A 16,180-nucleotide genomic window follows, 5' to 3' on the forward strand; every position below is an offset into this window, starting at 1 on the left:
CGTCGTGGAAGCATGGCCGCCCGGACGACGAGGCGGCCGGTCGATCGTGGAAAGGCAGGGAGAGGACAATGGAGATCAAGCGTCGCGGGTCAGTACCGACCCGGCGGGTGCCGGCCAGCTATTTCACCGGCACGGTCTGGCAGGACCCGATCATCGAGGCGCCGGAGCCGGCGCGCCTGCGGGCGGTCGTGGTGATGTTCGAACCGGGCGCCCGCACCGCGTGGCACACCCATCCGCTGGGACAGACCCTTTATGTGACCGCAGGAACCGGCCGGTTCCAGACTTTTGGCGAACCGATCCAGTCGATTGGCGCCGGCGACGTGATCTGGATTCCGCCCGGCGAAAAGCACTGGCATGGCGCCGGGCCGGACACGATGATGACCCACATCGCCATGCAGGAGGCGAAGGATGGCGTCGCGGTCGACTGGCTGGAGCATGTCAGCGACGAGGAATACGCCACGGCCTGACGGCGCGTCGAACAGAACCGCTACATGAAAAAAGCCCGGACAATCCGCCCGGGCTTTTTTCTGATTCACGTGAAACGCGCGAGGCTGGGAACGCTTAGGCGGCGCCCTTGATCCAGTCGACGAGCTTCGACTTCGACTGCGCGCCGACCTGGACGGACGCCGGTTCGCCGTTCTTGAACATCATCAAGGTCGGGATCGAGCGGACGCCGAACTGCGCGGCGATGTCCGGGTTTTCGTCGATGTTGACCTTGGCGATCCGGACATTGTCCATTTCGTTGGAAATTTCCTCGAGGCTCGGCGCGATCATCTTGCAGGGGCCGCACCACTCCGCCCAGAAGTCGACCACGACGGGCTTGTCGCTCTCCAGAACGTCGGTCTTGAAATTGTTGGTGTCGATTTTTGTCGTGGCCATCAGGCGGCTCCCAAAATCCTTGTTCGAGACACAGGTAGAAGGGGTGGTCCGCCAAATCAAGCCGGCGGGGCATCCTCTTGACGCTGCGTTGCGCCGGCGGCGACGGTGCTTCGCCGCGCGATGACCTTATCCATGAGGCTCGGCGCGAGCGCGATCAGCAGCGGCGCCTCGGTGAACACCAGCGCGGCCTCGATCGCATGGGCGGGATAGAGCGGCTTCAAGAGCTCGCGATAGAGCGCCAGCTGTAGGATATAGGCCGGCGCGACGGCGTCCAAAGTCCGGGGCGGCGGGCGATTGGTCTTGTAGTCGACGATCAGGACCTTGGTGTCCGTCACCGCCAGCCTGTCGATGGTGCCGTTGACGCGATAGGTTCGGCCACCCAGTGAAATGTCGCCCGCGACCGAGACCTCGGCCCGGCTGTCGGCCGCGAAGATCGGGGCGAAGGCCGGCTCCGCCATCACGCCAAGCGCCGATCCGATCAGCTGATCGTGATCGCGCGGGCTCATCTCGGGGGCGCCGAGCGTTACATAGCGGCGGGCCGCTGTCTCCCGTTCGTCGGGCGCGATGTCGGGTAGCACCTGCAACAGCTTGTGGACGATGAGGCCCCGGCGAATCGCGAAAGAGGGCTCGCCCGAACGGCCGGACCCTTCGCCCAGCACTGGCGAGACGAAGGCTTGCACTTCGCCAGCCGCCAGCGTGTCGGAACTGAGCTCCGCGGCATCGCCGGCCGAGGATGGCGAGAGCGGTCGTGGCGGCAGGATCTCGGGCGGCAGCGGCGACAGGTCGAGCGGCCTCGGCGCTGCTCCCCGATCGGTGCTCACGGCCGCCAGCTTGTCACCGGGGCCGCGCGAACCGAAGCGCCATGCGGTGACCCCGCCCTCGGCGTCCGTCACCTCCTCGCAATCCTGCCGCAGCGCCGCCTGGACCCGCTGCAGCCAGGAATTCTCGTTGGGGCCGCGCACGCCCGCGACGCCGCAGACGACGAGACGGTCCGCCGCGCGGGTCATGCCGACATAGAGGAGCCGCCGGTATTCCTCTTCGGCGCGAAGCTTCTCCGCTTCCTTCAGCCCCGCGATCGCGTCGTTTTCGAGCTCCTTGGCGGCGCGCCATAAAAATCCCGGCGCCTGCCCCGGATAGAGCCCCGGCATGTCAAGCCATTCCATCAGCCGCGCCCCGTGGGCATGCGAGAATGGCGCCGAGCCCGGATCGACCAGGAAGATCACCGGCGCTTCGAGCCCCTTGGAGGCGTGGGTCGTCATGATCCGGACCTCGCCGCGGCCCTGCTCCATCTCGCGCTTGATCTGCGGCGGGTCGGCGGAAAGGGTCGCGAGAAACGCGTCGAGGCCGGTCTCGCCCGCCTCCTCGGCGCCGAGCGCGAGATCGAGAAAGGCGTCAATGACCTCGCCGGCGTCGGCGCCGAGCCGCGCGGTCAGGCGCGCCCGTCCGCCCTCGGGGCCGAGGAGGCGCGCATAGAAGGCGAAGACCGTCTCGAAGCCGGTACGGTCGCGCAAGGCCTCGAGCTGCGCCAGCGCCGCCCGCGCCTTGGCCATGAAGGCGGGCGCCGTTTCGTCCGGCACGAAGTCCGGCAGGCGCGCCGTGCCTGTCTCGCCGCACAGGCGCCGCAGCCCGAGCGACAGCGGCTCGCGCGGCTCCCGCGACAGCGCGAGCGCCATCAATTCGTCGTCGGAAAACCCGAAGAACGGGCTCTTGAGCACTTCGGCGAGCGACAGATCGTCATCGAAATTGACCACCGCGCGGCCGAGCGCCATCAGATCCTTGACGGCGATATGGTCGGTGATCACCAGCCGGTCGGCCCCGGCGACGGGAATGTCGGCGTCCCGCAGGGCTTTGGCCATCGCCTCGACGAAGCCGGAGCGCTTGCGCACCAGGATGATGATGTCGCCCGCCGTCAGCGCCCGCCGCTTGCCCTTGTGGACGATCGGGTCGCCGAGCCATTCGCCGATCTGCCCGGCGATCCGCCGCGCCAGACGGTTGCTCGGCGAATTCTCCGGTTCCTCGTCGACCGGTTTCAGCCAATCGCGCGGCTCCTCACGCTTTTCAGCCTGATAGACCGGCCAGATCTCGACCAGCCCCGGCCCGTCGTCGCGCGCCGTCTGGTGCGTCGGAGGAAGGTCGTCGGAGGATAGTCCCTGGCGGTTGTCGGCGTCGGCAAAAACGCGATCGACCGCGTCGAGCACATCCTTCGCCGTGCGGAAGGACTGGGTCAGCCGCACCGCCTCGAAGCTTGCCCGCGCGGCCTGCGCGCTCCCGCTCATCGTCCGCTGCTCTTCGGCGAACTTCGCCGGATCGGCACCCTGGAAGGAATAGATCGACTGCTTCTCGTCGCCGACGGCGAACACCGTCCGCGTGACCTCGCGGCTGCCTTCACCGGCGAAGAACTCGTCGACCAGCTGGCGCATCACCTGCCACTGGCGGGGACTGGTATCCTGCGCCTCGTCGATCAGCACATGGTCGATCCCCTGGTCGAGCTTGTAGTGGACCCAGGCCGAGGCCTCGGCGCGGGTCAGGAGATCGGCGGTCCTGACGATCAGATCCTCGAAATCGAGCTTGCCGCGCCGGCGCTTGAGGATGGCGTAGTCGCGCTCGAATTCATCGGCAATGACCAGCGCCGCCGCGCTCGCCCGGAACAGACGAACCGAGGCGAGGCGGTTTTCCATGGAGAGCACATGGTCCGCGAGCTGCTGAAGGCGGTCGGCGAAATCCTCGAAGAAATCGGTGACCCATTTTGTGGCGACGCTTCCCGGCTTGTAAGGCCCGCCGTCCTTCTTGAGGCAGACCGTGCGCAGCGCCTCGAAGCGCGCCGCATCGGTACCGGGATCGAGCAGCGCATTTAACCGATCGACCAGCTTCTTGTCGGTCGCCTTCGGGCTGGTTTCGGCGACCGTCAGGACGTCGCGGCAAAACGCTTCGTCGAAGCCCGGAGCGGGAACGGCGTCGGCCAGGATCGCCGCTTCGTCCTCGTCCGGCGCAAGGCCTAGCGCCGAACGCAGCAGGGCGAGGGCGCCATCGAGGCCGCCGGCCGCGTCGATGTGCCGGCGGATCGCGTCGCGCTTGCGGACGATCTCGCCGATCAGCTGATCGAGGCCCCACTCGCCGGCCAGCGACAGGGCCGTGGCAAAGGCTTCGCCGAGCGGGAGCGCCTCATTGGCGTCGTCCTCGGCGCGGCTTGCGCCGGTGATCAGCCGGCGGCGGGCCTCGCCGAGCAGAGCGGCGCTCCCGGCGTCGTCGAGCACCTCGAAATGGCCGGGAACGTTCGCCTCCAGCGGAAACTGGTGCAGGATCGACTCGCAAAAGGCGTGGATGGTCTGGATCTTCAGCCCGCCCGGCGTTTCCAGCGCCTCGGCGAACAAGCGGCGGGCGGCCCTGAGACGCGTGTTCGAGGCCGGCGCGCCATCGAGCTTGGCCAGTTCCTCACGCAGCGCGGCGTCCTTAGCTGTCGCCCATGTCGCCAGCCGGCCGAACACCCGTGTCGACATCTCGGCGGCCGCCGCCTTGGTGTAGGTGAGGCATAAGATCTTCGACGGCTCCGCTCCGGCGAGCAACAGCCGCACCACCCGCTCGGTCAAAACGTGGGTCTTGCCCGAGCCGGCATTGGCCGACACGAAGACCGAGCGGCTCGGATCGGCGGCGATCTGTTGCAGCCGGCTGGTCTCGGCGATGCCGACAAACTGGCTCATGCGGAAACCTCGCCGCCCTCGTCCGCCCCGATCGACCATTCCTGCGCCCGCGCCAGATGGTCGTAATCGCCGGAAAAATCGCCCGTCAGAAACGGCCGTGTGCGCGAGGTGAAGGCTTTCGCCTCGTCGCGGAAGGCAGCGACCAGCGCGCGAAACTTCGCCAGCGCCTCGTCGGAGAGGGCGTCCGGGTCGACCGGCTCGCCATTGCGCCCGCCATCGGTGGCGAGCCGGTCCTCCGTCAGCGCCCGTTCGCGCAGCCGGACATAGACGAGGTCGGAAATCCGCGAGACCTTTCCCGCGTCCGCGAAGGCGCCGAGCTTGGCCATCGCGCCCTCCAGCGGCAGCTGCGGGGCAAGCAGGGCGCGGGCCTGGGACACCGAGGGATTGGCCCCGGTCTTGAAATCCAGGATCTCGACCGAGCCGTCGGTGAGGAGATCGATGCGGTCGGCGAAACCGGTCAGCCGCGTCGACAGATCGGTGAAGTCGAAGCGTCCGCCGGCCTCCGCGTGGCGGGTGGCGACCCGGTCGGCGCGACCACGCTCCCAGACGATGTAGTTGTCCGCCAGCGTTTCCATGCGCGGCCACCACACCGCATCGATGTCGGCCGGCAGCGCCTCGGCGTCGAAGCGCTCGCGGGCGATCGCCAGAAGCCGCGCCACGGCGTCTTCGGCCAGCGGGTCGTTGCCGTCGATGACGAAACGGGCGAGAATCTCGTGATAAAGGCTGCCGCGCTCGGCCGCGTGCGGGTCGCGCATCAGATCGGGCAGAGGCTCCAATCGCAGGATCTTGCGCGCGTGGATCGCATAAGGATCGCGGATCAGCGTCTCCACATCGGTGACCGAATAGCGTGTCGGGCGGTCGGCGAGCGGCGGTCTGGGTTCCGGCCGGCTTGCGCGCGGCACCGGCGCCGCCACGTCGAGCTGGCGCGCATGGGCGAGGAACGGCGCGCCCGCTTCCCGCAGCCGCGCCGCGCCCTCGTCCCCGGCGAGCGTCAGAATGCGCTGCAGCCAGCGCGAGGCGATCGCCGGGGCGCCGCCGGAGCGCCGGGATCGCGACAGGACGACGCGCTTCGCCCCCATCGCCATCCAGAAATCGTGGGCGGCCAGGCCGATGCGCCGCTCCGGCGGGTCCAGCGCGATCTCCCGGCGCATCAGCCGCGACAGGAAGGCGCCGCTCTTCGCCCCCGCCGGCCAACTGCCCTCGTTGAGGCCGCCCAGCAGTGCCGTATCGACGCTCTGCAGCCGCGCTTCCAGCGTGCCCCAGACGAAGGCCCTGGCGGACAGGCCGCCGCGCGGTTGCACCGTCTGACCGGCGATCAGCGCCGCCATGACGTCGCCGAACTCTCCGGACGCGAAGCCGAAGCCGGTCTGTGGCGCCTGCACCAGATCGGCGAGGAAGTCGGTCAGGGCGCGGCCGGCCTCTTCCGCATAGAGCTCCGAGGCGTCGCCCTCGGCGTCGGCGGCGATCGCTTCCAGACACTGGGTGAGGGCCACCGCATAGGCGGCGATCTCGCGTTCCTCGCCGCCGCGCAGCGCCGTCAGCGGTTCGAGCGCGCGTTCCAGATGGTCGGCCATCCTCTGCGCCAGATCGCGTTCCGCCTCGGGCAGATTTCTCACCGGCCGCGCCACGTGGCTGTCTTCCTCGACCGCCGCCCGCCGCTCGCGCATGATCGTGCCGAGCCGCGCCCCGTCCGCCACTCCGACCGAGCCGCGCAGCGCGATCATCTCGATCGCCCGCGCCGCGCGCCGCGCCTCGCCGCCGCCGAGGCCGAGCCGGGTGAGCGGATGCTTGAGCAGCGAGACGAGGGCGATCGGATCGCCCGGCGACAACGCCACGGCGATGGTGGTCGCGAGCAGGGTTCCCGGCGCCGTCGCGGCGAGCGGGGAGCCGGCCGAATCATTCGCCGCGATGCCGAAGCGGGACAGCTCGGCGACGACGCGGCGGGCGAGATTGCGGTCCGGCGTGATCAGCGCGGCGCGCGCGGTCGGGTCGGTCAGCGCGTCGCGCATGGCGACGGCAAGCGCCAGCGCCTCCTCGCGGGCATCGCCCGCCTCGATCAAGGCGAGGCCGTCGAGCGCCTCGGGGCCGTGCCGTGCCGCCGCGCCGCTCCAGACGTCCGTGGTTTCGGCCGGGCGCAGCGCATCGGCGAGAAAGGCCTCGCGCGCCGCCAGCCCCGGATCCAGCCCGTCCCCGAGATGATCGACACTCTCCGGCGCCAACGAAAAGCGCGTCAGGATCGTCTTCAGTCCGTATTGTGGATGGCCCGGCGCGGCGACGGAGGCGGCGCGCGAGATCGCCGCGAAGGTCTCCGGTTCCAGATGCCGGTCGAGGCCGGGCAGCACCAGCGCGCCGTCGGGCAGATGCGCGATGGCGTGCATCAGGTCGAGCGTCGCCGGCGCCGTGGCGGTGGAGCCGGCCAGAATCACCGGGCCGCGCGCGCCGCCGCTGCGCAGCCGCTCGGCTTCGGCGCGAAGCCAGGCGTTCTTCGCCGCCGCCTCGCTGACCTGGCCGGTGGCGGCCAGCGCCGTCGGCCAGGCCTCGGTGACGATCGACAGGAAGGTCAGCGTCAGCCGCCACCAGTCGGCGAGGGCGTCGGGCGCGAGCGTCGCCAGTTGGGCGAGCGAGGTGCCCTCGGTCTCGACCTCGTCGAGCAGCGCGCCGAGATCGCCCGCCAGCCACAGCGCGTCGGCGGCCGAGGTCGGCAGCACCGCGTCTTCGCCGATCAACGCCTGAAAGGCGCCCCGGTCGGTCATGGCGCGCCAGTGGCGGGCGAGGCGGGCGAGATGGAGCCGGCGTTCCAGCGCCCCCATCGCCGGCTCTAGGCTCGGCCCGGCGGGCGCAAACAGGCCGGTATCGTCGCCCTCGCCGATCGGCCGGATGACCGGCAGGATGGCGCTGCCGCCGGCCCCGGCCCCATTCTCTAATGACGACCGCGCCCCGATCGCTAGCGCGAATTCGGACGCAAGCGCCCGCGCCGCGCGGCGGGTGGGGACGTAGATGGTCACGTCCGCCAGCGCCAGCGGCGCGCCGTCATAGCGAAACGACGGCACCAGCCGGCCGGCAAGCAGCGCCTCGGCCAGCGTGGTCAGGAAGGGCCGGCCCGGCGGAATCGAAAGGATGCGCGCGCTCATCGCGGCAGACTAGCGGGGATGGGGATGATTCGTGAGGGGGCTATTAATAAACGCTACCCACGACCTTGAACATTGAAACTGGCAAGCACGAACGATACGATTCACTTCATCAGCCGGGTTTCTGGCGGATACCCACCTATCCGGACGTGACCCGGATTGTCCGAACTGCACGACCGGAAGGTTGCATGTAAGTGCGTTCGGGCCCGCAAAGGCCAGAAGGGCTGCAAGTCTCTCGTCCACGCAATTTCATCACCCAAAGCAGCACGTCCGGTCACTTTACGATTAAAAAATGATCGCGCCTGTACATAAGTCATCGGGGTTGCATTACCGCCTATTCAGCCGGTAGAGGTAGCATCCAAGGGGCCTGAGCAATGACCGACCAACACGACGAAGTTCGGGCGCCTGCCCCCGATTCAAAGACCGACAGAGTCCCGACCAACTCCCTGCGCTGCTCCGCTCCCATTCATTGGATCGCCGGAAGCTGGAGTTTCCGGGCTTCGTTACGACGGCGGGCCGGCAGCGCCATCATAATTCATGAACGAGATCGGGACCTTGTTCCCGATCGCCCCATGCGGGCGCTGCTCATTGTAGTATCTGCGCCAATCCTCCAACTTTTCCGCGGCGTCGGCAAGCGACAGGAACCAGTGCTGGTTCAGGCATTCCGCCCGGAAACGACCGTTGAACGCTTCGATGTAGGCGTTGTCCGTCGGCTTTCCCGGCCGTGAGAAGTCCAGGGTCACGCCCTTCGTATAGGCCCACAGGTCGAGATCCCGCGAGACGAACTCCGTGCCTTGATCGACGCGGATCGTCTTGGGATAGCCGACGACAGGGCACACCTGCTCGAGCGTCTTGACGACGTCCTCGGCCCGGTAGCTGAACCGCGGCTCGAGGGCCGGCACGTATCGAGAGAACGTATCGACGATCGTCAGCACCCTGATCTTCCTGCCCGTCGCCAACTGGTCATGGACAAAGTCCATGGCCCAGACCTCGTTCGGACAAACCGCCTCCTGCCGGTCGTCACGCAGCTTAGCCTTGACCCGACGTTTCGGCGTCTTGTTTCGCAGTTGAAGCCCCAGATCCCTGTAAATCCGGTAGGTTCGCTTGATGTTGCCGCTCCAGCCCTCGCGCTGAAGCAGGACATGCACGCGCCGATAGCCATACCGGACGCGCGTCATGCAGATATCCTTGATCCGAGCTGCCAAGCCAGCCTGATCGGGGCGGCGGGACCTGTAGTGATACGTCGACGTGTCGAATTCCAGAACCTGGCAGGCTCGCCGGATCGATACGTTCCACTCCTTACAGGCCTCAGCCACCAGCTCGCGTTTGCGACCAGGCCTTACAGTTTTCGGCGGATGACGTCCTGCAGCATCTCCTTGTCCAAAGACAGATCCGCAACCAGCTTGCGCAGCTTGCCGTTCTCGTCCTCCAACTGCTTCAGCCGCTTCATCTCCGTCGGCAAAAGGCCGTCATATTTCCTCTTCCAATTGAAATAGGTCGCCTGGCTGATCCCGGCTCGCCGACAGATCTCCGCAACCGGGATCCCGTCGCCTCCCTGCTTCAGGATGAACGCCTTCTGCGCGTCCGAAAACTTCGATGCCTTCATCGTTCTCCGCTCCTCCCGGCCAGGGAATGTTACCGCGGAAAACTCCAGTTCAGAACGATCCAGTTTTGCGGGAGCAGATCAAATCGGTGATGGAGCAGATTTTCGTTGCGTGCTGATGCCGACATGGACAGCGTCGTTGACGACATTGAATTCTGCAACGACGACGGCAAAACACTCCCCCTACGCGGCAGCACTCGCCACAAACGCTGCCTCCGCCAGCGGGATCGCGGCGGGGGTGCCGACGGTGATCCACAGGCCGCCGAGCCTGACGCCGAACAGCCGGTCGGCGTCGATGGCGTTGTCGAAAATGCGGTTGAGCGAGAATTTCTCTTCCTTCATGCCGGCAAACACCTGCGGCTTGAGGATCGCCGCGCCAGCATAGATGAAGGGCGACATGTCGCGCTCCTCGACGCGGGTGAGCCGCCCCTCGGCGTCCATGACGAAATCGCCGGGTCCGTCATAGCCGGTCGCCTGGCGCATGTCGGCGATCAACAGCGAGACGTCCATGCGGGCGGGGTCCCAAAGGCTCGCCAGCAAATTGAGATTGTCGCGGTAGCCGTCGATCCAGAAGGTGTCGGAATTGATCACGTAGAACGGCTCGGCGCCGAGCTCGGGCAGCGCCTTGACGATGCCGCCGCCCGAATCCAGCAGCTCGTCGCGCTCGTCCGAGATGACGATCTCCATGTCCTTGCGCTTGCGTAAGTGCGCGCGCATCAGGTCGGGCAGGTAATGGACGTTGACGACGACCTTCTTGACGCCGTTGCGGGCCAGGGCGTCGAGGCCGTAATCGATCAGCGCCTTCCCGCGAATTTCCACCAGCGGCTTCGGGATGGTCGAGGTGATCGGGCGCATCCGTTTGCCGAGGCCGGCGGCAAGCACCATCGCGGTGGTTGGCTTGAAGGCGGCGGCGGGTTTTTCGATCATGCGGTGTCATCCGAGGGTCTGATGGGCTGGGGCGCGGCGTGCTCGTCGAGAACGCCCCAGTCCTGGTAAAGGGCGCGGAGCGCGGCCAAAGTGGGATGGCCGAGCGTGCGCCGAAGATAGGCCTTTATCCGCGGTATGTGACGCAGATATTGCGGTTTGGCGTCCCGTTCCAGCAGGCGGACGAAAATGCCGAGGATTTTCGACGCTCGCTGCGCCGCCATGATGGCATAGGCGCGCTGAAAACCGTCCGCGTCGAAGCCGCCCTCGGCCCGGCGCAGCGCGACGTAGTGGGCGATCAGCCGGGCTTCGAGTTCCGCCGGGATATCGACGCGCGCATCCTGGCTGAGCGAGGCGACGTCGTAGGCCGAGGGGCCGATGACGGCGTCCTGGAAATCGATCAGCCCGATGCGCTGGCGACCGGCCTGCTCGGGCCGCCAGATGATGTTGGGCGAGTGGAAGTCGCGCAGGGTCAGGCTGGTCTCGGCGGCGGCGAGAGCGTCGAACAGGCCGTTCCAGATATCGGCGAAGGACGCCCGCTCGTTGTCCGTGGCGGGACGGCCCTTGGCGCGGGGCAGATACCAGTCGACGATCAGCTCGACCTCGATCCGCATCGCGTCGCGATCATAGGCGGGCATAGGGTGGACGATGCCGTCCGCGACCGGCATCTCGCGCGGCCAGGGCGTGGCGTGCAGCTCGGCGAGGCAGGCGACGGCCGCCTCGTAGCGCTCGGCCACCGGCCGGCCGGCATCGTCGAGCAGCGTGTCCGAGCCCAGATGGTCGATCAGCAGCAAGCCGTTGTCGAGATCGGCCTTGCGGATCCCCGGGGCGGCGAAGCCGGCCGCGACCAAGCTTTGCGCGACGGCGACGAAGGGGGGGACGTCTTCGGCGAGATGGGCGATGCGGCTGTAGGGGAGGCCATTCTGAACCGGCGGCCCGTCCGGCTGGCGCTGCGCGTCCATCAGGACCAGCGTTTCACTATTGGCCTCGACGGTCTCGTAGCGGCGCGTCGAGGCATCGCCGGTGAAGCGGCGGCGGGGCGCCTCGGCAAGGCCGGCTCCGGCGAGGAATTCGCGGATCGCGAGGCTGCGGCGGATGCGGGTGCCGGCGGTCTCGGTCGCGCTGATCGCGGCAATGCGTCCGCCGCCCGGCGCCATGGCGAGTTCGACGACGATCGTGGCGGCGGCAAGGGCGCTCGGCGCGTTCTGCGGCCATTCGACCAGGGCGATGCCGTCGCGGGCGCTGTCCTCGAAGCCGAGTTCGTCGAGCTCATTGTCGCCGGCGAGGCGATAGAGATCGAAATGGGCGACCGGCGGCGTCGTCGCGTAGGCCTGGACCAGCGTATAGGTCGGCGAGGGCACGTCGAGGCCGGGGTCGTCGGCCAGCGTGCGGATCGCCGCCCGTGCCAGGGTGGATTTGCCGGCGCCCAGATCGCCGACGAGCGCGACGACGTCGCCAGGTGTGAGCGCCAGCGCCAGATCGGTGCCGAGCCGCCGCGTCGCCGCGTCGTCGGCCAGCGTCAGGCAGGCAATCGCGGCGAGCGGCGGGGATTCGGGGAACGTGTCGTCGATCATCCGCGGGGCATTTAGGGCGGTCACTCGGCCGCGTCCTCGAATCGCGCCTGCTCCGAACCGATCTCACCAGGCGAGGTGGGATCGAGCGGGAAGGTGCAGGTGACGGTGGTACCGCGATCGGGGCCTGAATCGATGTGCGTCGTGCCGTGGTGCAGTTCGACGAAGCTCTTGACGATCGACAGCCCAAGGCCGGCGCCCGATTGCCGTGCCCCGGCCGTGCTGGCCTCGAAGCGCTCGAACATCCGATCGATCCGGTCGGGGGCGATGCCGGGGCCGTGGTCGGTCACCCCGAAGGAGATCGTGCCGGCCTCGCGCCGCGCCGTCATCGCGACGGCGGAGCCCGACGGCGCGAAGTTCGCCGCGTTGGACAAAAGGTTGAACAGGATCTGGGTCAGGCGATGGCCGTCGGCGAAAAATGTCCCGCCGGCCTGGCTGAGATCGACATCGAGCGTGACCTCGGCGTCCGCAAGGCGCTCGCGCACGCCGTCGACCGCATGTTCGACCGTGGCGGCGATGTCGACCTCGGACAATTCGAGTTCCATGATGCCGGCGTCGACCGTGGCCAGGTCCAGAATGTCGTTGACAATCGTCAGCAGCGAAGAGGTCGAGGTCGAGATATAGCCGAGATACTCGTTCTGGCGTTCGTTGAGCGGGCCGGTATCACGCGAGCGCAGCAACGCCGAGAAGCCGATGATGTTGGTCAGCGGCGAGCGCAGCTCGTAGTTCACATGCTGGACGAAATCGTTCTTGATCTGGTTCGCCTGTTCCAGCGCCTCGTTCTTTTCGCGCAGCATCCGCTCGGCCTCGCGGGCGTCGGAAATGTCGGAGAAGGTCAGCATGGTCTGGCCGTTCGGCAGCGGCACGATACCGTAGGCGATGGTGTGACCCGAGGAGAGCGTCAGTTCGCCGGTCTCCGTATCGCGCCCGGCCTCGTCGAAGGCGGTGACCGCCTGGCTGAACAAGGGCCATCCCGCGCCTTGCGCGCTGTCGCCGTCCGCCGGGATCGTCACGGTCGCAAGGTCCGGCAGGGTGTGGATGCGGGGCCGCGACAGGAGATAGTCCGGATCGAAGCCGAACATCTCGGCGAAGGCCGGATTCGATAGCCGCAGCCGCCCGTCGCTGCCGAACACGGCGACTGCCTCGCTCAGATAGTCGATGGTCTCGCGCTGCAGCTGGACGGTCGACTTGACCTGGCTTTCCAGTTCCAGCTTTTCGGTGATGTCCTCGAACACCCAGGTGGCGCCGCCGCGCGGCTGCGGTGTCGCGATGACCCTGAGGGTACGCCCGTCCGACAGATGCCACAGCGTCTCCGTCGGCTCGGTCGCCCGATAGGCGGCGAGATCCTGGTCCTGGATTTCGCTGCGGAACAGCTTTTCCGTCGGCAGAATGCCGCGTGTCCTGAGATTGTCGAGCAGCGAAAGATGGTCGGGCTCGGACTCCAGATAGGCGTTGGTGAGGTCGAACAGCCGTTGCAGCGCCGCGTTGTAGTAGGTCAGGCGGGTTTTTTCGTCGAACCGCGCGACCGCCGTGGTCAATTGATCCAGCGTCTCGGACTGGCTGTCGATGGTCTGGCGCAGCTCCATGCGAACCTGTTCGGTTTCCGACACGTCGATCGCGATTCCGGCCGAGCCGAGCGGACCCGACGCCTCGACGACGGCGAAGTTCCGGCGGTCGGCCTCGACCACCGTCGACAGCTTGCCGGAGAAGATCCGATCCTCACTGAGGCGCGCGGCGATCGTCCGGCGATCCTGCTCGCTGAGAAATTCGATCTGCCGGTCGAGGCTGTCGGCAACCGTCCTCGCATCGACAGCACGCGCATAGGCCTCGTTGATCCAGGTCAGACGGGCGTCCTGATCGCGCAGCCAGATCGGCAGCGGCGCGGCATCGAAGAGGTTCTGCATCGTCTCGATCGTCGCGAGCGAGCGGCGGTGGGCGACATCGAGCTCATGAAGCCGTTCGCGCACGCCTTCCAGAAGGACGAACCGCACCACCGCGAGGCCCCCCAATGTGCTGCCCGTCGCCTCGATCATGCGGCCGCGCTGCAGGTCGATCTCGAGCCGGAAAGTTTCGGCGTCGCTACGCAGCCTGCCGATCGCTCCGGCGAGGCTCTCAGCGTCCTGCCGCGGCATCCAGTCGGTGAAGGCGAGAAAGCGCTTTTCCTCCGCTGGCGCTCCGCAGGTTCCGGGCAGGATGCCGAAGACTTCCGCTTCGCCCGCTCCGGCGTAGACGACGAGCCGTTCCGCGCCTGCCGCCAGAAGCGCGGCTCGCGCGTCGGCCTCGGCGCGGCTCTCGGCCAGGCTCGCGCGCAAGGTTTCGTTCTCGGCGGCGATCGCCGCGCGCTGGCGGATCAGGAAGACCGCGCTCAGCATGGCGGCACCCAGCAGCATGGCGAGAAGCGCGAGATACAACACGTCGACCGGGCTCAGCATAGCGTCGACGCCGCCGGCGATTGTGTACAGTTGGGCGCGGGCGACTACCGGCGTCAGGATGATCCCCAGAGCCAGGCTGGCCGCCGCGGCGATGGCCCCGTCGCTCGGCCCTCTGTCATTCGCTACCAGCCCGATGGGATCGGAATCGCTCCTTGTCCGGAAAGCGCCCGCGCGCCCGGATCCGAAACCCTCGATCATCTTGTCTGCCCCCGTATGTTGCCGCCGCTTTTTCGAGACATGACTCAAGGAAACGCGATCACGCCGGCCAGCCGCCCCCGGACCGCCGCGATTCGGTCATGGTAACTCCTGTAAGATCTTACGCAATCCAGAAGAAAGCGGGTCCGCCAAAAAGAAAAAGCCGCCGGGATAGCTTGCATCCCGACGGCTCTTCTGAATGTGCTGACGACGCGACGGTGTCAGTAACGGTAATGCTCGGGTTTGTAGGGACCCTGAGGCGTCACGCCGATGTAGGCGGCCTGCTCCTCAGAGAGGACGCTCAACCTTGCGCCGAGCTTGTCGAGATGCAGCCGTGCAACTTTCTCGTCCAAATGCTTCGGCAGCACATAGACTTCGTTCTTGTACTGTTCGCTCTTGGTGAAGAGTTCGATCTGCGCCAGCGTCTGGTTGGTGAAGGACGCCGACATGACGAAGCTCGGATGGCCGGTGGCATTGCCGAGATTGAGCAGTCGGCCCTCGGACAGAAGCAGTATCCGCTTGCCGTCCGGGAAGGTGATCATGTCGACCTGTGGCTTGATGTTCGTCCATTTGAGATTGCGCAGCGCGTCGATCTGAATCTCATTGTCGAAATGGCCGATATTGCCGACGATCGCCATGTCCTTCATGGCGCGCATGTCGTCGATGCGCACGACATCCTTGTTGCCGGTCGTGGTGATGATGATGTCGGCCGTCGGCGCCGCGTCTTGCAGCGTCACGACCTCGAAGCCGTCCATCGCCGCCTGCAGGGCGCAGATCGGATCGACCTCGGTCACCTTGACCCGGGCACCGGCGCCGAGGAGCGAAGCGGCCGAGCCCTTGCCGACATCGCCATAGCCGCAGACCAGGGCGACCTTGCCGGCCATCATCACGTCGGTCGCGCGGCGGATGCCGTCGACCAGCGATTCCTTGCAGCCATATTTGTTGTCGAATTTCGACTTGGTGACGCTGTCGTTGACGTTGATCGCCGGAAACGGCAGCAGCCCCTTCTTCTGCAACTGGTAGAGCCGGTTGACGCCGGTGGTGGTCTCCTCGGTGACGCCCTTGATGGCATCGCGCTGGCGGGCGAAGAAGCCCGGCGTCTCGGCCATGCGCTTCTTGATCTGCGCGAAGAGGATCTCCTCTTCCTCGTTGCCGGGATTGGACAGGACGTCCTCGCCGGCCTCGGCGCGCGCGCCGGTCAGGATGTACATCGTGGCGTCGCCGCCGTCGTCGAGGATCATGTTGGTGGGCTGGCCGTCCGGCCACTGGAAGATCTTGTCGGTATAGGTCCAGTAGTCCGTGAGGCTTTCGCCCTTGATCGCATAGACCGGCGTGCCGGTGGCGGCGATCGCCGCCGCGGCCTGGTCCTGGGTGGAGAAGATGTTGCAGGACGCCCAGCGCACCTCGGCTCCGAGCGCCTGAAGCGTTTCGATGAGCACCGCGGTCTGGATCGTCATGTGCAGGGACCCGGTGATCCGCGCGCCCTTGAGCGGCTTGTCGGCGCCGAATTCCTCGCGGCAGGCCATCAGGCCTGGCATTTCGGTTTCGGCAATGTCCATCTCCTTGCGGCCCCAGTCCGCGAGCGAGAGATCCTTGACGACGTAGTCGTTGGCCATGCGGCGTCCATTCGTGCTGGAAAAGAATATCGTGCCGGAGCCTGGCTCCAGCGTTCTCGGCGACGCCATAGCAGGCGGAGACCGTCGCGGCAAGAGGATATAAACATTTGCTTATGTCTTGATGGGGTGCGGCA

The 16,180-nt window shown here is 67.0% G+C and carries 9 protein-coding genes; 1 reads left to right on the forward strand and 8 read right to left on the reverse strand.

The window, feature by feature from the left end:
- Positions 1–68 precede the first annotated feature (68 nt).
- Complete coding sequence (locus VSX60_RS07825) at positions 69–467, forward strand: (R)-mandelonitrile lyase (protein ID WP_327623592.1); 399 nt, start codon at positions 69–71, stop codon at positions 465–467.
- A 94-nt stretch (positions 468–561) separates the two neighbouring features.
- On the opposite strand, the gene trxA is transcribed toward VSX60_RS07825, so the two are convergent.
- From trxA to ahcY, 8 genes are all read right to left on the reverse strand, one after another.
- Positions 562–879, reverse strand: coding sequence for a thioredoxin (gene trxA / locus VSX60_RS07830; protein WP_327623593.1), 318 nt, complete (start codon positions 877–879; stop codon positions 562–564).
- A 56-nt stretch (positions 880–935) separates the two neighbouring features.
- Positions 936–4,577 carry a double-strand break repair helicase AddA gene (addA, locus tag VSX60_RS07835; protein ID WP_327623594.1) on the reverse strand — a complete coding sequence of 1,214 codons (3,642 nt, stop codon included), beginning with the start codon at positions 4,575–4,577 and terminating at the stop codon, positions 936–938.
- Positions 4,574–7,708 (reverse strand): double-strand break repair protein AddB, encoded by a 3,135-nt coding sequence (addB, locus tag VSX60_RS07840; protein WP_327623595.1) that lies wholly within the window; start codon positions 7,706–7,708, stop codon positions 4,574–4,576. Before addB ends, addA begins: the two co-directional genes overlap by 4 nt.
- A gap of 500 nt (positions 7,709–8,208) precedes the next feature.
- A protein-coding gene (locus tag VSX60_RS07845; RefSeq protein WP_327623596.1) for an IS3 family transposase occupies positions 8,209–9,311 on the reverse strand; the annotation gives its coding sequence in 2 pieces (ribosomal slippage) (positions 8,209–9,050 and positions 9,050–9,311; 1,104 coding nt in all).
- A gap of 180 nt (positions 9,312–9,491) precedes the next feature.
- Positions 9,492–10,235: a nucleotidyltransferase family protein gene (locus tag VSX60_RS07850; RefSeq protein WP_327623597.1), complete on the reverse strand. Its 744-nt coding sequence runs from the start codon at positions 10,233–10,235 to the stop codon at positions 9,492–9,494.
- Positions 10,232–11,806, reverse strand: coding sequence for a tRNA (adenosine(37)-N6)-threonylcarbamoyltransferase complex ATPase subunit type 1 TsaE (gene tsaE / locus VSX60_RS07855; protein ID WP_327623649.1), 1,575 nt, complete (start codon positions 11,804–11,806; stop codon positions 10,232–10,234). Before tsaE ends, VSX60_RS07850 begins: the two co-directional genes overlap by 4 nt.
- A 20-nt stretch (positions 11,807–11,826) precedes the next feature.
- Complete coding sequence (locus VSX60_RS07860; protein WP_327623598.1) at positions 11,827–14,433, reverse strand: PAS domain-containing sensor histidine kinase; 2,607 nt, start codon at positions 14,431–14,433, stop codon at positions 11,827–11,829.
- Positions 14,434–14,651: 218 nt separating this feature from the next.
- The gene (ahcY, locus tag VSX60_RS07865; protein ID WP_327623599.1) at positions 14,652–16,046 is read right to left on the reverse strand and encodes an adenosylhomocysteinase; all 1,395 of its coding nucleotides are present in this window, start codon (positions 16,044–16,046) and stop codon (positions 14,652–14,654) included.
- Positions 16,047–16,180 lie beyond the last annotated feature (134 nt).

The organism is Aurantimonas sp. A3-2-R12 (assembly GCF_036016755.1).
In the GTDB taxonomy this organism is placed as follows: Bacteria; Pseudomonadota; Alphaproteobacteria; order Rhizobiales; family Rhizobiaceae; genus Aurantimonas; species Aurantimonas coralicida_A.